At 34.7% G+C, this 23079-nt stretch carries 19 protein-coding genes and 6 pseudogenes; 4 read left to right on the forward strand and 21 right to left on the reverse strand.

Features of this window, described 5'->3' with window-relative positions:
• Positions 1-43 precede the first annotated feature (43 nt).
• Entirely contained in the window at positions 44-487 is a 444-nt protein-coding gene (locus tag AKG34_RS10915; protein ID WP_053346106.1) for a MarR family winged helix-turn-helix transcriptional regulator, read from the reverse strand.
• Between the two features lie 420 nt (positions 488-907).
• On the opposite strand from AKG34_RS10915, the gene AKG34_RS28820 reads away from it, so the two are divergent.
• A complete protein-coding gene (locus AKG34_RS28820; protein WP_236694930.1) occupies positions 908-1048 on the forward strand; it encodes a spore germination protein in 141 nt (46 codons plus the stop codon).
• 83 nt (positions 1049-1131) lie between these two features.
• Here the strand turns inward: AKG34_RS28820 and AKG34_RS10920 are convergent, their stop codons facing one another.
• The 3 genes and pseudogenes from AKG34_RS10920 to AKG34_RS28825 form a co-directional block, all read right to left on the reverse strand.
• Entirely contained in the window at positions 1132-2391 is a 1260-nt protein-coding gene (locus AKG34_RS10920; protein ID WP_053346107.1) for a glycosyl hydrolase family 18 protein, read from the reverse strand.
• A gap of 1200 nt (positions 2392-3591) precedes the next feature.
• Positions 3592-4227: an isochorismate family cysteine hydrolase YcaC gene (gene ycaC, locus AKG34_RS10925; RefSeq protein ID WP_053346108.1), complete on the reverse strand. Its 636-nt coding sequence runs from the start codon at positions 4225-4227 to the stop codon at positions 3592-3594.
• 144 nt (positions 4228-4371) lie between these two features.
• Positions 4372-4555, reverse strand: a pseudogene (locus AKG34_RS28825) (ring-cleaving dioxygenase); the annotation flags it as partial.
• 121 nt (positions 4556-4676) lie between these two features.
• Here AKG34_RS28825 and AKG34_RS10930 point away from each other — a divergent pair.
• A pseudogene (locus tag AKG34_RS10930) lies at positions 4677-5218 on the forward strand (NADPH-dependent FMN reductase).
• Between the two features lie 471 nt (positions 5219-5689).
• On the opposite strand, the pseudogene AKG34_RS28830 reads toward AKG34_RS10930, so the two are convergent.
• The 3 genes and pseudogenes from AKG34_RS28830 to cdaS form a co-directional block, all read right to left on the reverse strand.
• Positions 5690-5886, reverse strand: a pseudogene (locus AKG34_RS28830) (DDE-type integrase/transposase/recombinase); the annotation flags it as partial.
• 37 nt (positions 5887-5923) lie between these two features.
• Positions 5924-6067: pseudogene (locus AKG34_RS29445) on the reverse strand (NADPH-dependent FMN reductase); the annotation flags it as partial.
• Positions 6068-6304: 237 nt separating this feature from the next.
• The gene (gene cdaS, locus AKG34_RS10935) at positions 6305-6925 is read right to left on the reverse strand and encodes a sporulation-specific diadenylate cyclase CdaS (protein ID WP_180320463.1); all 621 of its coding nucleotides are present in this window, start codon (positions 6923-6925) and stop codon (positions 6305-6307) included.
• Between the two features lie 315 nt (positions 6926-7240).
• Here cdaS and AKG34_RS10940 point away from each other — a divergent pair, with 315 nt between their 5' ends.
• Positions 7241-7561: a 2Fe-2S iron-sulfur cluster-binding protein gene (locus tag AKG34_RS10940; RefSeq protein ID WP_053346110.1), complete on the forward strand. Its 321-nt coding sequence runs from the start codon at positions 7241-7243 to the stop codon at positions 7559-7561.
• Positions 7562-7912: 351 nt separating this feature from the next.
• Here AKG34_RS10940 and AKG34_RS10945 read toward each other — a convergent pair whose 3' ends face one another.
• Together AKG34_RS10945 and AKG34_RS10950 are read right to left on the reverse strand one after the other, a co-directional pair.
• Positions 7913-8476 carry an MOSC domain-containing protein gene (locus AKG34_RS10945; protein ID WP_053346111.1) on the reverse strand — a complete coding sequence of 188 codons (564 nt, stop codon included), beginning with the start codon at positions 8474-8476 and terminating at the stop codon, positions 7913-7915.
• 417 nt (positions 8477-8893) lie between these two features.
• Complete coding sequence (locus tag AKG34_RS10950) at positions 8894-9772, reverse strand: helix-turn-helix domain-containing protein (protein WP_053346112.1); 879 nt, start codon at positions 9770-9772, stop codon at positions 8894-8896.
• 101 nt (positions 9773-9873) lie between these two features.
• Between AKG34_RS10950 and AKG34_RS10955 the strand changes: the two genes are divergently transcribed.
• Positions 9874-10779 (forward strand): DMT family transporter, encoded by a 906-nt coding sequence (locus AKG34_RS10955; protein ID WP_053346113.1) that lies wholly within the window; start codon positions 9874-9876, stop codon positions 10777-10779.
• A gap of 245 nt (positions 10780-11024) precedes the next feature.
• Here the strand turns inward: AKG34_RS10955 and AKG34_RS28525 are convergent.
• From AKG34_RS28525 to AKG34_RS27510, 12 genes and pseudogenes are all read right to left on the reverse strand, one after another.
• Positions 11025-11180, reverse strand: a pseudogene (locus AKG34_RS28525) (NAD(P)-dependent oxidoreductase); the annotation flags it as partial.
• Between the two features lie 149 nt (positions 11181-11329).
• Entirely contained in the window at positions 11330-11707 is a 378-nt protein-coding gene (locus AKG34_RS10960; protein ID WP_053346114.1) for a VOC family protein, read from the reverse strand.
• Positions 11708-12130: 423 nt separating this feature from the next.
• Entirely contained in the window at positions 12131-12517 is a 387-nt protein-coding gene (locus AKG34_RS10965; RefSeq protein WP_053348073.1) for an iron chaperone, read from the reverse strand.
• 234 nt (positions 12518-12751) lie between these two features.
• On the reverse strand, positions 12752-13246 hold the full coding sequence (locus AKG34_RS10970; RefSeq protein WP_330219146.1) for an amidohydrolase family protein: 495 nt from the start codon (positions 13244-13246) through the stop codon (positions 12752-12754).
• Between the two features lie 506 nt (positions 13247-13752).
• On the reverse strand, positions 13753-14478 hold the full coding sequence (locus tag AKG34_RS10975; RefSeq protein ID WP_152952276.1) for a YjjG family noncanonical pyrimidine nucleotidase: 726 nt from the start codon (positions 14476-14478) through the stop codon (positions 13753-13755).
• Between the two features lie 354 nt (positions 14479-14832).
• A complete protein-coding gene (locus AKG34_RS10980) occupies positions 14833-15090 on the reverse strand; it encodes a DUF2533 family protein (protein ID WP_053346115.1) in 258 nt (85 codons plus the stop codon).
• 846 nt (positions 15091-15936) lie between these two features.
• Complete coding sequence (locus AKG34_RS10985; RefSeq protein ID WP_180320464.1) at positions 15937-16362, reverse strand: OsmC family protein; 426 nt, start codon at positions 16360-16362, stop codon at positions 15937-15939.
• Positions 16363-16970: 608 nt separating this feature from the next.
• Entirely contained in the window at positions 16971-17606 is a 636-nt protein-coding gene (locus tag AKG34_RS10990) for an FMN-dependent NADH-azoreductase (protein WP_053346116.1), read from the reverse strand.
• A 627-nt stretch (positions 17607-18233) separates the two neighbouring features.
• Positions 18234-18416 carry a twin-arginine translocase TatA/TatE family subunit gene (locus tag AKG34_RS10995; RefSeq protein WP_053346117.1) on the reverse strand — a complete coding sequence of 61 codons (183 nt, stop codon included), beginning with the start codon at positions 18414-18416 and terminating at the stop codon, positions 18234-18236.
• A 43-nt stretch (positions 18417-18459) separates the two neighbouring features.
• On the reverse strand, positions 18460-19869 hold the full coding sequence (locus tag AKG34_RS11000; RefSeq protein WP_053346118.1) for a metallophosphoesterase: 1410 nt from the start codon (positions 19867-19869) through the stop codon (positions 18460-18462).
• 1048 nt (positions 19870-20917) lie between these two features.
• Positions 20918-22177, reverse strand: a complete 1260-nt coding sequence (locus AKG34_RS11005) for an MFS transporter (RefSeq protein WP_053346119.1) — start codon at positions 22175-22177, stop codon at positions 20918-20920.
• Between the two features lie 490 nt (positions 22178-22667).
• Positions 22668-23079 (reverse strand): annotated as a pseudogene (locus AKG34_RS27510) (transposase); the annotation flags it as partial.

Below are 23079 nucleotides of genomic sequence, written 5' to 3' on the forward strand. Positions count from 1 at the left end.
CTCCTTTTGTAACTTGACTAGTCAAATGATAATGTAAAAAAAATTACTTTGGCGGTAATTCTTTTTTTTGGCTATGTTTATGAACACGTGTCATTAGTGTATATAGTATTTGTTGTTCTTCTTCATTTAAAACATCGTCAAAAAATGACGATTGAAATGCCAGTTGTTCAGGCATTACTTGATCTAAAATAGCTTCAGTTTTCGCTGAGAGGTTAATCGTTTTTGTTTTCCAGTCTTGTTTACGTACAATATAACCTTCTTTTTCGAGACGTGAGAGCATACGTGAAATACCACCTTGCGTAACCGTCACTTTTTCGGCTAACTCCATTTGCGTGAGTGGCTGATAAATGCGAATTTGCATGAGTACATCAAATTGAGCAGTCGTTAAATCAAATCGTTTTAAAAATTCATTCGACATCTGGTTACTTTGGTTCGTAAAACGCATTAAACGTAGCCAGATTAAAGAGCCTATCGTATTATTACGCATTTCAATTCACTCCCACCGTTAAACATAACATCACTTTACTACTCAATTGATAAAATAGCAAGTCTAAAAATCTGATAAAGCACTCAAGCTTAAGCTTTGTGTGAATGTCCTTCGCACAAAATAGGAGGGAGTTTAACATAGTGTTCGTAAGCTATTCAACAGTAACACACATAATTCTTCGAAAAAATTGCGCATTTAATACCGTATCACTATTCTGTTTGTTTTCAAATTAAGGTCTTGATAATTTAGGTCCAATTTCCGGTTCCGATCCTAAACTTAATCAAGCCATAGAACGATACATTTTGAACACCTTTACATATCTGTAAATTTAGGGCCTGTACAATCCGCCCATCATATGCGGGAACTCGCTGAGCTCTTTCCTGCTGAATTTTTGTCAACATTAATCCTGCGAAAAGCGATATGCCATTTCCGCATATAATAGATGTTCTTATTTTAGAATTTACCATCGAGTTACTACGAGAATCAGGAGCAAGTATGCCGACAAAAATAGGGAAATACGTTTGGTATCGTTGGGGGCATCGTTATTGCGGCAGCTGTTGAGGCTTCTTTAACGATTAATGTGCAGCTGATTATGGTTGATTTATCGGCTTTTTCTGTAATTATTCCCCGTTCTTGTTTTATGTTTAAATCACTCTTCTTGTAGTCAGAAATTCCTTTACTAAGTAGGCCGATTGAGGGAAGTGTAATCCTACTTGCCAGGCTCCAATCCCCCTTAATCGATATTCGACAACCAATTGCAGCTTTTGGGCACGAGCTCTTGAGTCTTCGTACCAAACGATATGTCTTGTGCCCGCTTCGTCTCGATAGCTAAAGAAAGGCTGCTGGTCTTGAATGGAATATTGAATAGGTACTTGATATTTCATAGCTGTATCAATAGCGTTGGCTACGGAAACAGCCCTTGCACTTAAAGCGGTTCCATTTGACATCGCCCAGTCATATCCGTACCGTGGGACACCAAGGATGATTTTATTTCCTCTCATTAATCTTTGAGCATACTCAATGGTTTTCCTTACTTCTTGTATAGGAGCGACAGGACCGGGCTGACTGCTCGCTTCATGCCAGTCATAGGCCATGATAAAAACAAAGTCAACAGCAGCTCCAATGCCCCCGTAATCATATCCCTTTAACCAAGGGATGTCATCACTTGTTTTTGCTGGAACGGCTACAGAAGTATAATATCCTTCAGGCTTTAATCGATCTCGTAACGCTCGTAAGAATCCGCTATACAAATCTCTTTCTCCTTCATGGATTCTTTCAAAGTCAACATTCACTCCGGCGTAATTTTTTGTCTTCACCAAATTGTAAATATTATTAATAACTCGTTCCCTTACCTCCGGATTATTTAATACTTTCCTGGTTAATTCGGGGCTGAATCCAGTCTCCGTTAAATTTGTAATTACTGCAAGAGGGGCGACCTTATTTTCCCTTATTAATCCGATAAGTTGTTGATCATCAAGTGTACTTAAGCTTCCATCTTCAAGAATATGATGTTCAAATATTCCAAAATACGTATTAATAGTAGCAAATGTCTCGACATTGGCTATATTTTTTTCTGGGGTAGAAGGTGTGATATAACTCAGTCCTTCTCCTTCGTGCTTAAGTCTTGGCGGCAAATAGATATTCATGCCAACCATCAATAAATCGGAGTGTAATCCATTATATAAACGGATTGTTTCAATTGGGACCAAAGCCATTTGAGAGATGGTGTATAGCGAATCTCCAGGCTGGACAATATACACATTTGTCGGAATAAGTAAGTCCTGCCCTGGTACCAAGCGATCTGTTTTTAAACCGTTAATAATTCTTATACTATCCATATTAATTCGATATTTCGTCGCAATGGAATATAAGGTGTCCCCCATTTTAACAATGTAAATTAACATTTGGCACCTCTTTCATCTTTTATCTCAGATTAAGAACCTGTAAAATCCCATCTTAAGTCTTTAAGAAAATCACATAAGAATAGGTGGAGGTGATAGAGCCCCCACTACTGAATATTTCACTTTATAACAAAAATTATATGTAGATGTATTTTGAATAATGATTATAATCGGTTTCGGAAGCAATTCACAGAAAATTTTTTATGGATCAGCGATAGTTCTTTTAAAAAGAAAAGGTATTGAAAACATACGATGGGTGAAGCATCATTGAATTTTTTTGAGAAAATTTAAAAGCACCATTAGTGTTTAAGCAAGTTATTGGCCAATATCTGAAAAGGAGACGGAAAAAATGTCAAATGTAAATTAGTAGTTATTTACTATAGCATTCCTGTAGAGAACTAAATATCGACTTTGAAAAAACAAAGCCCCTCAGTATGATGAGAGTACACACAAACCAAAACTCATCTCAAAGAGGAAGCTCTACTATGAATTTTATAATACAAAACATACATGTTTGATCTCCTTTACCAAATAATTTTAACAACTTAATTACCCCTAATTTTTGACTTCTTGTAAATCCACTAATCAAGTAATGAATACTCAAGAAACACTAAAATTAAGCAGGCTAATTATCATATTATCTGCGTGTCTTCTATATAAGCCCTTAAAATAATGTAATGATTTTATTTTATCGTTTTCTTGTATCCTTATTTGCTTTTCTAATTAAACAAAATTAGCATTACCTTCAAATAAGGTAGGTGTAAACTTCAATACCTGCATGTGGGTTTAGATTTATTATCATCGAGATCGCTTTCTTTAGTTACGAACCCGCCGTCATTCACTCAAGCCTTTTGTTTGCGGATATAATCAAACTATTCCCATCCTGTGTCTAATAACTCCGCATAAGTCACTCTAAGGTCATCGAAGTAAGGAAGTTATTTTTCAGCAGTCTAAAAAGGACGCAGTCTATTGAGACTCGTCCCTCCTTCATTTATTACCGAGCTTTACCCAGATGAAGTGATACTTTAAAAACTTTATGATAAAAATCATTGAAAATAGGGATTTCTCACATCCCTTTGGCATTAACTTGATGGATATTGTGGCAGTTCCTCTATTTACACTATTTTACATAATCTAATTTGATATTTTCGATAAAAAAGTGAAAAAGTTCACTTTATAGCATCCATCGAGAATTTAACTGTTCTATTTGCTAAGATCGTTCTGAGCCCCCATAAAAGTCCCAATCACATTTTGGTAACCCGCCAGATGTCCAGCAAGTAGTGCACCAAAACCTTCGTTGTCGTTGCGCCAATCGCGTTGTAGTTCGCTCGCCACGCTAAACCAGCTCATGAGCTGCACGCCAGCATGGGCCATGCGCATCATCGCGGTGTTCGCGACCTGTTGGCTAAAGGTGCCGGAGGCATCGGTGACGGCGAATACTTCATAACCCGCATTTACAGCAGAAAGTGCTGGGAAGGCCACGCAGACATCGGTAACCACACCCGCGATGATAAGTTGCTTCTTGCCGGTCGCCTCGACCGCCTTGACAAAATCTTCGTTATCCCAGGCATTGATTTGGCCAGGGCGAGAAATCATTGGTGCATTTGGGAAGAGCTCGACCAGCCCCTGCATTAGTGGACCGTTGGGACCTTTCTCGAAGCTTGTAGACAGGATGACCGGAAGATCGAAAAATTTGGAGGTATTGGCCAAAGCCAGGACATTGTTCTTGAACTCATCAACACCGTAGTCACGCACCAGACCGGAGATAAGGCCAGTCTGATGATCGACTAGAAGAACGGCGGCATCCTCCTTGGATATACGGGAATAGAGATCAGCCATTTTGTTTTCCTCCTTTAATAAGTAGAATATAGTACATAAATCAGTTTTTCCTAAAACATTATTTTTATCACCTTAAATAAGTTTCGATTTATTTGGAGCTTTTTTTGCGGTTTTTCTTACTAGGTGTGTTAATACTAGGATGTTTTATTTGGTTACAAGTGGTTTTAATTTTTGTTCAATTTGCTCTCTCTTTGATTCCAAGAATGGAGAGAGGGCAAGATTTCCCCCTAAGTGTTCGACATGTTCGTCTGTCGCAAACAGGTCCATCCGTCGCGAGTTCAAACAAGATACCATTCGGTTCCCTGAAGTAGAGGGAACGGAAATAATAAAGGATAAAATATGAAGAGTGATGAATCGTAAGGAAATTCATAACTTCGAGACAAGGTATGGTGGAAGAATTGAGTTTTTTAGACAAACTATTTGGTAGATTAGCTACGGAGGAAAAAGCAATGACAAAATTAAATATCGGAATTATCTTAGGAAGTACACGCCAAGGACGTGTAAGTCCACAAGTAGGAGAATGGGTAAAAGGAATTGCTGACAAACGTGGCGATGCGAATTATGAAATCGTAGATATTGCAGACTTCAATTTACCATTTGTATTTACAACTGCTGGTGATGACCAGGATTAAGAGCTTGGTCAGAAAAGCTTACTAATTTAGATGGGTTTGTGTTGATTGTGGCAGAATATAATCATAACATAACAGGTGCATTAAAAAATGCATTGGATTTAGCTCGTGACGAATGAAATAATAAAGCTGCTGGTATTGTAAGCTATGGTTCAACTGGTGGTGCTCGTGCAGCTGAACATTTACGTGGAATTTTAGGAGAATTACTAGTTGCAGATGTTCGTGTACATCCTACATTGTCATTATTTACAGATTTTGAAAATGGACGTGTTTTCAAACCAGCTGAACACCACCCTAAAAATGTAAATGCTATGCTTGACCAAGTTATCGCCTGGAGTGGTGCATTAAAAACTTTACGATAAAAATCATTCCAAACATTAGTAAATGTGAGGAGGATTATAGCTATCCCTCTTTTGAATGTGAAATTCCATTGGTCAAAAGCTTAACGAACGGGTGTATTAAGAAAAAAGAACTTCCCTAATAGTGAAGGGGCTAAGTTGAAGATTCTTATTTCACTGCTAATCATACACTGACTGTACAGAAGTCATTTGTGTGGTTTTTTCGGAATTTTTAATATTCCACCAATGACGCTTTTATGAAGTAAATAAAGCCTAATTTCTCACGTACAACACCGAGAAATTGGGCTTATATATTTGAATTTCCTTAACGTTAAATGCAGTTTCCTGATTTCACCCCATGTGATGAGAGTTGTGTTTTTTAAGATGAATGTGCAAAATAAAATAGGTGGAAAATAACTCCTAAAGTGACAAACGAACTCACAACTTTATAAAACGATGGTCCTGTTCTACCATATTATTCAGATGTTTAACTTACCTTATTTGCATGCCTGAAGTCATGCATTTCTCTTCTTTTAACTCTTGAATCGCTATAGGATAGGCTGGATTTTATCCAATGTTATGACACGAGGTTTATAAACATGAGAAATAGCCAAGGTTTTCTTGAAAAAGCGCTTGACTACTTGTTTATCTCTTGATTCAATGGTATTCCCTTCTGAATCGTCTGCTGACCACGAATCATATTGAATCGTCCAAAATAATGAACCTAATCTAAACTATATTTTGTTGTAAATAACGCTGAAGATATCTTTTTGTTTTTTCGTCAGTAATCATTCTATGATTGGAGTCAATCTTTTCAAGTACATGCGAAATTAGTATTTTTTGAAACGGAAGAACATGAGCTTGCACAGCTTCTCCAGCGAAATTCGATTGAATCATCCTGGTCTGGTAAATGCCTCAGCAATGATTCAATTATAAGATTCTTTTCTTAAGCTGCCGCAAATAAGGACAATTGTTTTGATCATTTCGATTATCCCTTTTTTCAAATCATTTTCTTCCCGGCTTTAACAAACCATTAAGCTAATTAATGCCTATGCGACTGTAATTATAAACAGCTGGTATTATTAGAAAAGACATATGGCTTTCATTCCTCTATAGAGACCCATGATTAGTAATTGGATACAGGTTCCCATTTAAGGCAAATGAAACTCTACCTGTTTCCTCAGATACTACCAGTACAAGAGCATCACTTCGTTCAGTTAAACCTAAAGCAGCACGATGGCGTGTTCCAAGTTTTTTACCCTCTGATGATCTGTCTGAAAGTGGAAGGACATTTGCTGCGGAATCAATATGATTAAGAGTAACCAGTACAGCACCATCATGTAGTGGATTTCCAGGGAAAAATATTGATTCCAATAAAGAATGGGTTAATTCTGCTCCAATTGAAATTCCTGGTTGAATCAAAGACTCAAGAGAATCTTCTCGTTGAATCACAATTAAGCCACCATGTCTCAGATTCGACATATTTTGTACACAAATTGATAATTCGGGATATTTGTCCGTAAACGGAGACAAATAACAGTTTAAATAAAAAGTTGCAGCTTTCATGTCAATGTAGACAAAATTTTCTTTGATTTTTTCAAAGTTTCCAAGAAGACAATAGTTTTCATTATCCATTGCTTCTAAGTTATTCTGTAATTCAGTTATTACTTGGCGAATATCCTCTTTTAATATTTGTTTCATTGGTGAAAAATCGCAATTACCATTATTCACAGACACGCACCTCCCTTCTATTTTTTCTCTCTTTTTTGCGATAATCATCATTGAACGCAAAAAGTTCAATCTAGATTTTTATATTATTTATATCGGCTTACATCTTGTTCAATCTAGATTTATTAATGTACTTAAAGTTTGTCTTCATGAGAGTTATTATTCATTAATGAAAGCAAAACGAGTTTTCCATTTCTTCATTCATCTTTTACATCAATCAGGAATGACTTTACATTTTTTTATGTCATATGGGCAAGGTAAGACAATAAATATGTTAAAGACCAATTGGAAGATATTATATATATGAGGTGGTATAAAATGCCTTACGTAACTGTATTTAACCAAGGAACTTTTGAAGTTGAAATGGGTAAAAAGTTAGTATTAGCGCTAGAAGATAACGACATAAATATTCTCCATCGCTGTGGAGGGAAAGCAAAATGTACGACTTGCAGAGTAGAAATATTGGGAGGTGATTTTTGTGAGGTAACACATAAAGAAAAAAAGGCTTTTGAGGAAAAAGGAATGGAAGATCATTTGCGTTTATCCTGTCAAATTTTCGTCAATGGAGACATAACCATTCGACCGATCATGACTGTAGAAAACTCTCGAATAGCCGCTGGACCAAGGCCAGCTGATTAAATTGAACCAATATTTTATTCAGTGAACCATTCTTAACATCATAACTTCAAAATATAAGCTGCAGCCGATTCGTGATCAGCAGCAGCTGGAAGATATGAAATAGAGGCTGAAGCGCCATTAATTAAACAATACTCAGGACTATCGGCAGTTAAGGCTGAAAAGTTCGCTGTCTTTCCCGGGATAGATTGGATAATAATCTTATATTCTTAATTACTTTTCGAACAAAAATATTGGAAGGTTGTTTGATTTAGTATAGCAACAAATATTTTAAGTTTTTATTGACAAACTATTGGCTGGTTTAGTTTGATTTTTTCTTCTGAAAATAAAAACAATTCAGTTCTAATAAAAACATTATACCCTTTCAAGAGGTCTATAAGGTAAAGGTGGTAATTGAATTCTAACCTGGTCTCCGGGGTGAACCTCACCACTTTCCAAAACTATGCTCATTATTCCTGCTTTCCGTATCAAGTTCCCCTGCTTATCTCGGTCTAAAACTGCTTTCATAAGTCCTGATTTAAATTGATCTATTTGGATACATGGATTTCGTAAGCCAGTTACTTTAATAACTGCTGTTTCCCCAATATATAGAACCGTATCCCTAGGTAATTCAAGAAGATCGATACCTTGTGTGGTGATATTTTCACCCATTTGTCCAGCTGTAACATTAAAGCTATCTTTCAATTCATCTAATAATTCAGAGTGGATTAGGTGAACTTGTCGTAGGTTAGGTTGATTTGGGTTATTCGCTACACGTGAACGATGCTTAACTGTCTTACCTATATGGGCATCTCCTTCAACTCCCAAACCTTTTAACAGTTTTATATTACTACAATTTTCCTTACTAAATGTGTGTTTATCACTTTTACTAACAGCTATTACTATTCCACTAGCCGATCCAATTTTTTCGTAATTCATTTCATACAACTCCTCATACTACTTATATTTGACATATTTATAAAACTTTCCTGCCCGATAGTTAAAGCTAAAGTGCAAATAGCATCTAGTTTCACATAATGGTGTTTATCTGTAATGAAAAAAGGATCTTCGATTGGAAGATCCTTTTATACTGATGCTTCAACGAAACGTATCTGATAGTTCCAAGAATAAATTTTTTAATGAAAGTTAGTTTCAAGATTATTCAGATCAAACCTTGCTATTTTTGATTGTTACAACAAAAAGCAATAAATGCATAATCTTTAAGTTCCCCTAATTCTTGATCAGGTTTAAGCACTGATGCAAAGGTATGACCGTACCCTAAACCACTTTCATCATTTTCTGATCCATTAATAAAAAACCAATATCTCTTTGGATGAAGCAACTTGCCAAAAGGCCTTAAATTTTTTTTTCAACTTGACGAAATTGATTCGGAGTCATGCCAAATGCTGCTTTAAACTTTTCGATAAAATAGCTAGTACTTAAAAAACCTACTTCTAAAGAGATTTCTGTAATAGAACTTGTTGTTCGAACTAAAAGCTCTTTACTTCTATCTAAGCGGTAAGCCAATAAATACTGAAAAGGTGTTCGGCCCAGATGCTTTTTAAAAAGTCGATTGGTTTCAGCTCTACTTAAATAAGCAACATTTGCGACATCATCTAGTGTGATTTTACTTCCATAATGATGATGCATATATCGCAATACTTCTTTTACTCTTGGATCATAAACTACTTTTTTCTGCCCATGATTAGGTACGATGTTCGTGACCAGACGCTCAATACAAAAAAGATACTGTTGTGTAATCACTAATTCACATCCAAATGATTTGTTCTCATACGCGACAAATCCTTTTTTGATTGCTTCCATAATGTCATTTTGCCAATTGATACTTGGTGAAAAAGGGATAAAAGGAACTTTTTCATTTTGAATAAGGATCCCTATATACTTCTTTTCAATATACGAACTGGCTATATGCACACCTACATTCCAACAAATATAACGTCCCTCACATGAATCGGCATGTGCTTCATGAATTACTCCTGAATTAATAAAAATCCCTTCTCCTTCATTTAAATTAATTTCTTCACCATGAATTTGAAAGCATACATGACCACCTGTTACAACGACAAACTGTAGCTCCTCATGCCAATGAAGTGGAATATAGCCAACAATATTTTTCCGAATATTAGTATGATAGAAAACGACTGGCCATTGTGGGTCTTTGTATTGTACAAGTTCTTGGTACTGTGAATTAATAGAAATGTTGTAGATTTGCACTTAATCACCTCAATATTCTTATATTTTTAGAGATTAATTCGCTATTTATACATCTTAATATTCTATATATTGATTATATCTTAATATTGATAGGTGATTATATGAATAAACAAAATCGTTTAATAGGAATTTTCTTTGTCATTTTTGGCGCTAGTTTTTGGGGAGTTGGTGGGACAGTCGCGCAGCATCTTTTTCAATCCGGTAATATCGATTTGGATTGGTTTGTGACAACACGACTCTTTATCGGGGGGATTCTCTTACTTAGTAGCCAATTAGTGAGCAGTAATCGTAAGCATCTTTTTCAAATTTGGAAGGAGCCGACCAGTCGGAATCGGTTAATCACCTTCAGTCTGTTCGGCATGTTACTTGTTCAATATTCTTACATGGCTTCCATCGCTCTCGGCAATGCTGCAGTAGCTACATTGCTTCAATACTTAGCACCGATTTTTATTATTTTTTATTTCATTGTAAAGGGGATTCAAAAATTAACACGTTCCGATCTTTTGGCCATTAGTTTGACACTCCTTGGTACTTTTTTATTATTAACCAATGGATCATTTAATAATTTATCTGTACCCTTTTCAGCTGTTATATGGGGCGTAATTTCAGGACTATCATTAGCTTTTTACACACTCTATGCACGTTCGTTATTGGAGTCCTTTTCATCCGTAATTGTTGTTGGTTGGGCTATGTTACTTGCCGGAATTGTGATGAATTTTGTTCATCCTATTTGGGCAATCGAAGCTATAAATTGGTCCGCTTCCATTTATATAGCGTTAGGGTTTACAATCCTCTTTGGCACAGCACTCGCTTTTTGGATGTTTATCAAAAGCTTAGAATACTTAACAGCAAAGGAAACGACTTTACTTGGCACAGTTGAGCCTTTAACAGCTGTAGTCAGTAGTATTCTTTGGTTGCAGTTACCATTTGGAACTTGGCAGATTGTTGGTGGATTACTTATTTTAGTTTTAGTTGTTTATCTATCTCTACAAAACAAGAAAAAATAGCCGCTGGATAAAATCTAATAAAATCCAAAACACAACTGTGTAGCTGATTAAAAGCTTCCACAGGGTTACTCATTTTTTTCCAGACATAGAACCCCGGCAAATTACCGGGGCTCTTTTTTATGAATAAAGCATTATGATTTCTTCTTATCCCACTTCGACAGCCGTTCCGCCAATTTCTTCGGCGTGTTTCGAAAGGCATCATTCGTACTTCCAACCATATACGATGTGATTGTCACATTGTCGAGTTACAAGAATAGACTGTTGTCCCCCAATGGCTCATGGTCAAACGTGTCGATGGCTGCTCCTGCAATTTCATTATTTTGCAACGCTTGAATGAGATCGTCTTCCTTAATGAGGCCGGATCTCGCTGTATTAACGATTATAGCCGTGTCCTTCATTTGTTGGAAGTGCTGGTCCTACACTGGCTACTATTATTAACGTAAAGCACCCGTTTAAGAAGGCCAAATACTTTATTGTCACTCAACATCAAAACGACTAAAAATAGTTTTCTTAGTCGTTTTGATGTTTATATCTTCTTTAGTTTTGTGATTTACTTTTTTTCCATAACCGCAAAGTAATTTTCTTCATTATCAGCAAAGTTAAATACTCTACCAAAAGGCATACTTACAAGTTCTCCGACTGTGATATTTTTATCCGTAAAGTCTTTATATAATTTATCGAGATTTTCCGAGTAAAACATTAACGACGGTGTATTAAGATTTAATTCAGGCTGCATTTTTGCAATTAATTCTTTATTGTGGAGAATGATACTCGTTTCTGCTTCCTTAGTTGGAGCAATTTCAATCCATCTCATTTGACCGTTATCTTCTTCAGAAACTACGGTAAACCCTACTTTTTCCGTCCAAAATTTTAATGTCTCATCTTGGTTATTTACATATAACATAATTTGACCGACTTTATTAATCATTTGCTTCTCTCCATTTCTACTAGTTAGGTTAATATTGATATTTTTTTCGTTTGAGCATTATACTTTTGTTTTTAAGCATATAACTACTTAATGATTATACCAAATGTAAGATTTAAGCCAAGTTTTGCTATGCTTCACTTTTAATTCCGTATTTGATAACAAATAAAGTTAAGTGTTACATTTTTTGTTATAGAAATCTGCCCAATTAGTAGCATAAGAAATGCACCTGTTTTCAGCCTGCCCCATATAGAAGTATTTGATAATTTACTTTCACTTCTTGATTATGATTTTCTTTTGCTTGAACAATTTATGAAAAGTATGAATAACAGAACAAAAAAGAAGTATCCTTATTAAATTTTGTTATGTGACTAAACTGTCCCGTTACTTGAATAAAAAATTATAAACAACAGAATTTAAATGAAATTATTTTTTCTTTTTCAATCTACCTTCAGCTTTCTTTATATTCTCAGCAACTCTAAATTTAACTATCTCGCTTATTAATTCATAAGGCATCGGCTTTTCTAGAGGAAACTGAACTGCCCCTTTTGAACTTTTATATTCCGAAAATTCAAGTTCAAAAGCAGCGATCCCGCTAGAAGTTGGATAAAATCCTATATGTTTTTTATAGGCAGCGAAATGTACCAGATTCCCATGTAAAACAAAGGTAGGCATTTGATAACTTATCTTTTCTTCTGCTTCTGGTGCTGATTCTTTTATAACTTTTCTTAACCTTTTAAGTTTTTCCTGAACCTCATGAGGAAATTGTAAAATGTATTCATCAATTGATTTAAACGTATAGGATCCCTCCATGATTTCTCCTCTCATTAAACCAAACCCTTAGAATTTCATTTACCTATATTATAACGTTTTCTTACTCAACTTTCCTTCCCATTTAGCTCAATAAAAAAAAGGCTGCCGCAGCAACCTCATTATTAAACTCAAGCACTCATTAGTTGAACAAGTCACTTCTCTTAAACTGCATATAATAGACGGACTGTGCAGTAATTAATCAATTTGTAATAGCGTTAAGGCCATTTCTTACTCCTATACTGATATTTTTAAATACCAATTAAGAGCATTTTTATAAAGAACTTTTTTAGCTTCTTCAGCATCAAAATTAATTCTTCCGAAACCAGTTGCTTTTACTCTTACACCTTTATCAACTAAAGATAAAAGATTCGTAAAACCGCTTTTTGATAAACCAAGATGATCTATCGAAACCGAAGGAAGCTTTGCTACTATCGTTGTTATCTCTGTTAAAGAGTTAGAATCAATGTATAGCTCTGTATGCCAATTTACTAATTCATAAACTCTTCTCGCTAAGTAATCTAAACGTGATATATCCTCGGAACTTCCACGATTTACATTGAATCGAATGGCTTTCACACCAAGTTCATTAAGTTTAATGATTTCATCATCTGATGTATTGTATGGCAATTGAGTTACACCAACAAAGTTTTCACAAAGGGTTTGTAACGCATTAATTAAATATGATTGGTCATATCCTTGAAAAGAGCCTGAGACAACGGTACCGCCCAATAAATTTATGTTACTTACGGGAATGTAGGTAATCGGCACAGGTAAAAGTATCAGGCATAAATCTCTGATTTACAATTAATAGAAATTTCGTATCGATAATATGTAAATGCGAATCAAAAACTTTCATATTTTTTCCTCCAGTCTAATTACCTTTCTACTAAATTTTATACCCTGAATTTCCATAATGAAATTAAATAACATTAATAAATATCGATAGGTTTAACTTATCAGTTGATTAATTAAGTTTGCATTTTGATGTTCAATTAAACCTGCCTCTTTGGCTCCATAAGAAAAGAAGCTGCATCAACAGCCCTTTATTAAACCCTTATTGTTTTAAAAAAAGTTTGATTAAAAAACACCATACAAACCCATGTTTTTCAAGATATGAAAAGAAACCATTTTAATCAAAGTTAGATCAAAATGGTTTTTTTCTTGCAAATTTATAGTTAGATTTTATAAAAAAATTGATCATTTTATTAAAGCTGTTATCAAAGATAATGCGATAGTCAGGAACAGTACTGACTAACAGCTGTTGATTCTTTTTCTACGTTTAAAATGCGATACAGCTCTTCAAGCTTTTGTATTTGATATGTTGGAACAATTTTAGTTTCATTAGGTTTCAGTTTAGGGTTGAGCCAACATGTATCTATAGCAGCTTGCTGTCCGCCTTTAATATACGCACTTAAGGAGTCTCCGATGATTAATGCTTTTTCCATCGAGAAATTAGGAATTCGCGCAAAGACATAATCGAAATATTCCTTCATGGGCTTTTGAAAACCAGTATCCTCTGAAACGAAAATATCCTTAAATAGCGGAAATAATCCTGAATCACGTAAGCGTTTATACTGGGTCTTGGAAACACCATTAGTAACAATATATAAGTCATATTTATTTTGCAGGTCGGCTATCAATTCAAAGGCCCCATTAACAAGCTGATGCCCCTCTTCTAAATAGCTACGATAGTTCTTTTCCATTAATACTCCATCAACTTCTCGACCGTATTCCTTAAATAAACGTGAATGGCGAGTATTCACTACCGTATCACGATCTATTATTCCTTTTTCAAAGGACTTCCAGAGACCTTGGTTTATTTTTTTATATTGTGCTTCGATTTCAGGAGTTAAGTGGATATTTTGATCCTCGAAAAGCAAGCGCAAAGCTAAATTTTCTGCTGCACCAAAATCCAATAGTGTATCATCTACATCAAATAATAAAGTCTGATATTTTCCCACAATTCCTTCTCCATTCCTACTTTTATATCTATTATAAATCATCTTAGACATCCGAACTTCCCTATTAATTTAACTTTATGATGCCATAGTTTTTATTTCTTCATCATTCCTGATTTATTTCCATTCAAATACCATTCAAATACCCCATTTAGGGGTGAATTCAACAGTATCTAATAACTCTACATCTACATTCTTAGTATCATTACAACTAAAAAATATTTGTATATGCCATTTATCGTTGGTAATTTAAAATTTGTCTATAAAAAAACACTCATCTATATAATGAGTGTCAGGCTGTCTAGGGTTATCATAGATGTTCGGCGCTATTCTTACGTTTAAGATCAGTAATATATTTTACTTTAATGACTCCACATATGAACGAATCATTTCTGGGGTAACCAATTTACGAGTAGGTATTAACCTTTGGTTTGCAAGAACATTGATTTGCATAGTGATTTGATTAATATTGTCTGTTGTAAAATCCTTTTCAGCTTTACATAATTCTATAGCTCCTTGAATATAATCTTCACGTTGTTGATCTAAAAGGGAAAATTCAGTAAAAAGTTGATTTTGTTTTTGGGCATGTAACGTAAGGGCTTTATGTACACTCATTGTCCTTCACTCCTATGATTTTTCTAATAGCTACTTCTATATTAACAAGATAATTTAGAAAACTAAAGAATTCTATTTTTTAATTTTTAAAAATTTCTATTAAATTAAACTTGTGGAACCATGACGTACCAAGTCAATTAACCTTAAGATTACCCCTTAGTCCCTTATAGATGAATATAAAGAATCATCTAAGAGTGTTTCTATTGAACGAGAATTTGTTACCAATCATCTATTTTTTCACTAGAAACAATACTGGTATACCACTAAATATCTCAAGTGTTATATACGAACCAAAAAGGAGAATCGGTTGGCTTACTCCGTACACCATAACATTTGTTCACCCAATCAATGACCTAAATAAACCACATAAAGCCTTAATAATGATTTCCACGTTTATTCCCTTAGAATAGAATATAAATTCCTTCTAATATTAAAATTTCCAACTTGCTTCTTCAAAGGAATACCCGAACGAACATCTCAGGCTGATTATCAATTGAATTAATTTACTTTCTTAAAATCTGGTATATTTACTTTGTTCTATTAGAATCATCTATCTGGAATGTAAACAATGAACCTCTAGTCTTATAAATAGATTGTAAAAGGGGCATTGTTTAAGGTTTTATATGTACTTTAAAGATCAACTAATATCCATGACCTATTTGTTTGCATTTTAGTAAACGCTCACACTCTAATTCAATAGTATTTTCAATAAAAGAAGGCTCTTTTTTGAACGTAAGCCATTGCATAAAAAATAAAGGAAGGAAAGTTAGATTATTTGAAATATTTTAACAATATAAAAATTTATTAAAAATTAGCTGTGCTTTAAATTACTCCCTAGATCAAAAATTATAATTTTTGATCTCCTTTGACTCCATTAATTGAATAGCTCACTTCAATGTTTGCATTTAATGAGTGATATACCGAACAGTACGTATCTTTCGATAATTTAATAGCACGGACTACTTTATCTTCTGGCAGTTCCCCTTCTAGTAAATAATGGATATGATAATCGGTAAATCGTTTTGGATGATTTTCTGCCCGTGATCCTTCTATTTCTATTTGAAAAGTAATTGGTTCAAATCGCATTTTTTTCAAAATCATTACAATATCAATTCCTGTGCAACCGGCTAAGGAATGTAACAGTAACTCTGTGGGTCTCGCTCCACTATTTTGTCCTCCTACTTCTTTGGCAGCATCCATTTTTATTACATGTCCTGACGGAGTAGATCCAGAAAAAGCCATTTCTCCTGTCCATTTAATTATTGTCTTCAATTATTTCAACCCTTCCTTGGTGTTTTCCTGTCCTTTAATAAAACGTTCGTAGAGCTATTTAATAAAATTTCAGGTCAATTAAGTTTTTATTAGTACATAACCTACCGACTATTTTTTGTGTTGAGTCTTAGAGTACCTTAAGGACTATTCCAATTCGTATTTTACATAGTTAACATGTGAATGCCCTTGAGAGATTGTTTGACCTATATATTATGTAATATAGCTAGAAATTATTTAACCAAATTTTCACTGCTATTCTGTAATTAAGAAGGATACTATGATTTGCAGGATTTTTTTATCTTTTAACTGTCATTGCAACAAGCACTACGTCTTGAGCTTTTCACGACTGATACCTATCTTCAATTTATTAAGAATAGTCTCTCTGCAGGGGAAATCTTTTCATGCAAAAAAGGAGTAAGGAAAACTCCCTACTCCTTTTTAAATTTAGGATGTTAATTAACTATTTCACGTTTTTTTCTAAGCCAAAACAGTAATGGACTAAACCATTCTTTTTAAAAATTTAAGATAAAGGTTGATCACATTTAACATTCCAGCCTGGATTTCCGACTAATAATAGAACCTATTTTGAAAAAATATTGAACTGGTAATTAAAAAGTAGAAGCTAAATCTTTTGCTCTTGTAATAGCATTTTCTTTAATTTCTTGTGCTTTATCAGGCATTGCAGCATGTCCTTCAACGAATAATCCTTCAAATGAAGGAACTCCGAAGAATTGCATCATGATATTTAGATATCGGTGTCCCATTTCCATTTCAGCTGCTGGTCCTTCGGAATAAATACCACCACGAGCTTGAATATGCAATGCTTTCTTGTCAGTTAAAAGGCCAACTGGACCTTTGTCGGTGTATTTAAATGTTTTTCCTGCAACAGAAACAGAATCAATATATGCTTTTAATACTGGTGGGAATGAAAAATTCCATAATGGTGTTACAAATATATATTTATCGGCAACAATGAATTGCTCACATAATTCTGAGAGTCGACCAACTTTAGTTTTCTCTTCCGACGAAAGTTCTTCAAATCCCTTTCCAGATTGAAGTTTTCCCCAACCACTGAAAACATCCACATCAATTTCAGGAATATTTTCTTTATAAAGGTCAATATTCACAATTTCATGGCTAGGATTTACTTCTTTATAAGTTTCAATAAATTTTTTTCCAACGGCCATACTGTAAGATTGAGTTTCATCATTCGGATGAGCTGTGATGTATAATACCTTTGTCATTCTGCATCTTTCCTTTCCATTTACATATTTGAACATTCTAGTTTGTCTAAGTAATTTAACATTTATACAATTACCTCTAGCTAAAATATCATTAATTTTAGGTAGTTATATCTTCTACTTTGTATCAAAAAGGAGTCTTGCCATAAAAGGTAAATAATTAATGTAACTAAAAAAGACACAATTCCTTGTACAAGAATTACGCCTAGTTAATAATCACAACAATAAAGGGCAGCTGAATATTTTCGCGAAAATTGAATAAAAGAGCCCATTAAAAATGAAACTGTCTAAATTATATAGTCACATGCAAAAACGATACTTCTAAACCTAAAACCCAGGCTAAGACATTTTACGGAAATAAAATGGAAACTTCCTTACAAGAAAAAAAAGAGAACATTAATTGCCACTCTTCCTTTTATTTCTAAATATCACTTAGCTATTTAAGATACATGATCTGCAGTTGCCCAATTGTTTATAGGTACTACTTTATATTTTACACCAGACTTAACTTTCAACATCGCCTTTCTTTATCAAAAAAATTTGGGATATGGGAGCACTCATTTTTCAGATGGAATACTTGTTAAAAACAAGAGGAAGATGCAAGCTTGTTGCTTACATCTTCCTAAAAAATTATTTGGATTGTGTCTTTTCTTCTTTCTCATCTGGAGAAATCAAATCTTTAGTAGAGTTTTTAAATTCTCTTAATGTGTTGCCAAAAGCACGTCCAATTTCGGGCAACTTAGATGGTCCAAATATGATGAGGGCAATGACTAAAATCAATATCAATCCAGGTATTCCAATATTTTGAAGCATTGTGTTTCCTCCTTTTGTCTTTCTCCTGAAAGCTAAAGTTATATTAAAGAGCCGCTAATGCTTTTGTTTTTTCCTCTATTTTCAAGAATGTTTTACTCATATTCCCAAATGAATCTATCGCATAAACTTCGATATCATAACTTATACCTGGCTGCAATCCCTTAACTGGCAGAACGAATGGGTTGGGTATAGGATCTTTGTAGAATTCTGAGAAAGCCCGAAACTCTTTCGCTATTTGTCCTGTTTGTTTGTTCTTCGCCACTACTTTATAAGAATGTACCAGTAAATTATCATTTGCCTGAGTAAACATGATATTCATCTCAGTACTAGTTGTATCAAGAACCGTAATGCTTGCTCCTTTAGGGAAATGAGGTTTTTCTTGCTCTCTCATTTCTGTATATTTAAATGTATTCTTTTTAGCGGGATAGTCAATTACCCATGGTTCGCCTACCCAATTATTTTGATTAAAGTCACGACGATGAATGTTCACTTTGTTTCCATGAACCTCTACAATTAGACCTTGGCTAAAGGTTTCGGATCCTTTAGGTAATTCTCCTTGAAGATACCCAGCCTCTACCCACATATTTTTTAGAGAAGCTGTTGCAACGGAGGTAAAATCCTTTTGATGGATTGCTCTTGGTTCATCTAATGGATAATGTGTGTGGCCGGAAAACGTAATTACTTGCGGATATTCTTTTAGAGTGTTATACAGTAACTCTCTGTTAACTTCGAATCCCCATTCACTCCCGTATACTGTATTTTTGATAGGCTGATGCAGAAACACAAATATCGGTTTCTTAGGATCATCTTGTTTCGCCTGCTGAAGTTGCTCCCCTAACCACGCAATTTGTTGTTCTGAAAAGTATCCTTCTGTCTTTCCATTTTCAGTGCCAAGAACTATGAAATGAAACCCTTTGATTACCTTATGGTAGAAAATAGACTCCATCCCCATTTTCTTTAAAAACAGTTTTTGGGCATCTGTTACAGATAAACCATTCCAATAGTCATGATTTCCTATCGCAAACAAAGAAGCGGCCTGCGTTTGTTTTTTTGCATTATAAAGAGCCACAAAGCGATCATACTCTTCCGCAAATCCATTTTCTGTTAAATCCCCAACAACAACAAGAGCATCTTGTTTTGGCACCAACTCATTCAATTGATGCAATGCGCTACCGAACTTTTGCAGATCGGTTGTACCACTCTTCAACATATGCACATCACTAATAACAGGAAACACCAAATCAGGATTTTTGTGTAAACCGAACTTTGATGCTTTTTCGACATGTGATGCTGCTTCGGCCTCAAGTCCATTTAGTGAGTTTACTAGCGATAATCCAAGCGTAAGCCCGGCAATCTTCGTTGTACCTCCCAAAAAACTACGTCGATCCATTCCCTTATCTAAGATAGTATTTGACAATTTTTCAGTCTCGTTTTTTAGATGCTCGTCTTTCATTGCATTACTCCTCTTTTCACAATATGATTTTATTGATTTCAATTAAGACCAATCTAATGAAATTTCTAAAATTTTATGTAAGTAAAGCAAATTTCAAGGTACTTTTAGTTTATTTTATATATAATAAATCATTGAAATTTTGGTAATAAGAATGTATTCATATCATGGAACCCGCCACTCAATCCCCCTTCTTATATTCATTTTTTCAGTAGAAAAATTCACTCCTAAAGTTAGTAACGCAAATTGTGTATCACTTACTTTGACAAACTCTAAAAAGAAGGAATAAAATTTTCTAATTTGAATTCTGTATCTTCCTATATGAAAGATCTAGAGGAACTAAGACTTGTTTGTCGGTACAGTATTTATTGTCTATGCAGGTAATAATAACGGAAAAATTGTTAATGCTTGTATTGATTTGTTTCCGATCATCATTTGCTCTCTACAAAACCCACATTAAAACAACTTTTCCACAAACGGCCTACTTCCAACTCAATATTACATATTAATTATTAAGATAACGTTAATGTGAAGTGTATTTTTTTTGATTTTGTTGTTAATTCAAACAAATAATTCCATGTTCATTTTTTAAACTAATAAAAAGAGGAAAAGCCAACATTCACTTTTCCTCAACGTAACATGGTATGATTTCTATTTATTCACAATCTCAATTCCTTCTTTTCGTACCTCTGCAATACTTTTTCCGACAACTTAGAATCTGAAATAATACGGTTAATCCTATCAAACTGGCAAACCTTTAATAAGGATGCAACATCAAATTTAACCCGGCAATAGTTATACTTCTCTTTAATTAATGGTTTTTAGCTTCTGTTACCTTCAGAAACCAATAGTATATTATTCTTAACGATTTATTCATGAATAACATAGTGAATGAAGTACAAAGTTTAAGTAACCAGATTCAATCTTTAAGTAATGCCCACTCCTTTAATAAGTTGATATCTTCTAGATTCATGTTATTCAAAAAAGCAGAGAGCCTGCTCTCTGCTTTTTTGAATAACATGTAAATTTTCACCACTTCACTGACTTTTCCTTATTCCTGCGACTGAGTTTCCAAGGATTTCGTTTCTATCTTTTGATTGTACAATGGCAAAATGAAAAACATCCCAATAATAAAAAAGAATGCCGCTGTTTCAAATATGGCGACGAGTGAAAATTGTTCTTTCAACACTCCTGCCGCACTCATAGTCAAAACCATCGAACCAGTGAATAATGGGCTTAAGATTCCATTTACTCTTCCGATGAACTCGCCTTCGGTCCTCTGCAATATCAATGTATTAATTCCAATTTGAATACAAGGCAACATTAGCCCGTTAAAGAACTCTGCGGACAGCGTAATCCAAAGGTTTGTCGACAACCCCATTACCGCTAAACCAATGGCATTCACAAGCATGCCAAAGGCCAATAACCTCTGCGGTGCCACCTTTTTAGCAAAAATCATCACTCCAGCACCGCCTAAAATCATACCAATACCATTCACCATAAATAACCATTGTAGATTTTCCTTAGGCAGACCTAATTGTTCGGTAACTAGGAAAATCGAGAGCGGCTGAATGAATCCAAGTCCGAGCCCGGCTGCCAGAAAACATAATCCTAATAGACTTAGTTCTTTTTTTCGCAACACGTAGCTCACTCCGCTTTTCATTTCCTGCCATAATGTCGTTTTTGCGGTTCCTTCATCCAGTTTGCGATCTTTTGGAAGGAAAGCGAGAGCACCCGCTGATAGTAAAAAAGCTAGGCCAGTAATCGCAATCGAGATGTTGATCCCGAATGATTGGAAGGCAAATGTACCCAGGATCGGGCCTAAAACCATAAATACGGCGAACACGGTCTGATATACAGACATCCCTGTTTGAATTTGACTCTCTGGCAAATGCATCTTAAATAGCTTCATGCCCGATGGCTGAGAGAATTGAGAAAGTATTGCAGAAATTAATGTTGCAAAAAATACCACTTTCCAACTTCCGAAGATAAGGGCGATAAGCACAGCAAATACCGATATTGCACTTAAAATATCACACCAAACCATCGTTTTTTTCGGGCTCCATCGGTCTGCAAACGTCCCACCAATAAATGAAAAAATAAAAATAGGTGCGAATTCAGCCACTGAAATCATTGAAATGGCAAAGGCATCACCGTTTGTTTGTTCCATGACGAATAACAAAACTGCAAAATTCCGTACCCATATCCCTATTTGTAGAAATAATCCTGAAAAGATAATGGCCCGAAATACACGATTTGTAAATAAGTTAGGTTCCTTATTATTTAATGTTACAGTTGCGTTTTTTCCCAATATAAAAACCTCCTGTCAAATATCTGGACAGGAGGCAGTACAATACAAATTAAAAAGGCAAAATATCCCTGATGATGGAAGGAACACAATGATCTTTGTTTGTATTTTAATGTACAGACTAATCCTATCCAGAAAAAAGATCGTATTTAACACGCATTTTTTCTTAAAGAATAGGATTATATTTCATTGTTTAAAGGTCACCCTTCCATTTAATGTTAATTATATAATAATCGAATCATTCTGATTAATCAAGTGCAAATTTCAAAAAATAATACTATTATAGAATAATTACCAAGTATTAAGTCATGAAAATAAAAAAACAGACTTTCTTTAAGAAAGCCCCAGTTTGTAGACAAAAGGGGTCCAGAATGTTTTAATTCCGGACCCCTTTTGATATTCCCTTTGAATTTTGCTCAAGATTAAGAGATTGGGCCTCTACGAGCCCACTTTATTAAGCCATTGGACCTTGCCATGTCCTATTGGTTATCTACTTTAAATTCATGGCAGCGAATGTAAGCATCGCCTGCATCGACAATTTTTTATGTCCCCTTAAAGTAGTCCTACGCATACCATGCTTTTCTTTTGCATCTGCGGCAACAGCTTCAGGTTTTCCAACTTTCTCAATCACTTGTTCAACAAGAGGCTCTAAGATATTACTATCATGCGTATTTCCTGGTGTTACAATCGTCCCTAGCACAAAACCGTTGCGGTCTGCAGCCGCATGAAATGAATAGGCACACTGTTTTGTTCGTTCATCCTTTACATAGTAGCCACTCCAGGGTCAGTTTTACTTTCTTTAATTTCTTTGGTTTCTTCTTTATCAAATTTATCCGGTGGAAAAGGCTTTTTTCCATTGTTTCACGATCTTGATTTATTTCTTCTTGAAGGCGTCCTTGATATGC

The organism is Peribacillus butanolivorans, from assembly GCF_001273755.1.
Lineage (GTDB): Bacteria > Bacillota > Bacilli > Bacillales > DSM-1321 > Peribacillus > Peribacillus butanolivorans.

Coding starts and splice junctions, on each gene's coding strand:
- AKG34_RS10955 (WP_053346113.1), top strand. CDS start 9,874: ATGAATAAACAAAATCGTTTAATAGGAATTTTCTTTGTCATTTTTGGC.
- AKG34_RS10915 (WP_053346106.1), bottom strand. CDS start 487: ATGCGTAATAATACGATAGGCTCTTTAATCTGGCTACGTTTAATGCGT.
- AKG34_RS28820 (WP_236694930.1), top strand. CDS start 908: ATGCCATTTCCGCATATAATAGATGTTCTTATTTTAGAATTTACCATC.
- AKG34_RS10945 (WP_053346111.1), bottom strand. CDS start 8,476: ATGAATTACGAAAAAATTGGATCGGCTAGTGGAATAGTAATAGCTGTT.
- AKG34_RS10920 (WP_053346107.1), bottom strand. CDS start 2,391: ATGTTAATTTACATTGTTAAAATGGGGGACACCTTATATTCCATTGCG.
- AKG34_RS10990 (WP_053346116.1), bottom strand. CDS start 17,606: ATGACAAAGGTATTATACATCACAGCTCATCCGAATGATGAAACTCAA.
- AKG34_RS10960 (WP_053346114.1), bottom strand. CDS start 11,707: ATGATTAATAAAGTCGGTCAAATTATGTTATATGTAAATAACCAAGAT.
- AKG34_RS10965 (WP_053348073.1), bottom strand. CDS start 12,517: ATGGAGGGATCCTATACGTTTAAATCAATTGATGAATACATTTTACAA.
- AKG34_RS10995 (WP_053346117.1), bottom strand. CDS start 18,416: ATGCTTCAAAATATTGGAATACCTGGATTGATATTGATTTTAGTCATT.
- AKG34_RS11000 (WP_053346118.1), bottom strand. CDS start 19,869: ATGAAAGACGAGCATCTAAAAAACGAGACTGAAAAATTGTCAAATACT.
- ycaC (WP_053346108.1), bottom strand. CDS start 4,227: ATGGCTGATCTCTATTCCCGTATATCCAAGGAGGATGCCGCCGTTCTT.
- AKG34_RS10980 (WP_053346115.1), bottom strand. CDS start 15,090: ATGAGTGTACATAAAGCCCTTACGTTACATGCCCAAAAACAAAATCAA.
- AKG34_RS10940 (WP_053346110.1), top strand. CDS start 7,241: ATGCCTTACGTAACTGTATTTAACCAAGGAACTTTTGAAGTTGAAATG.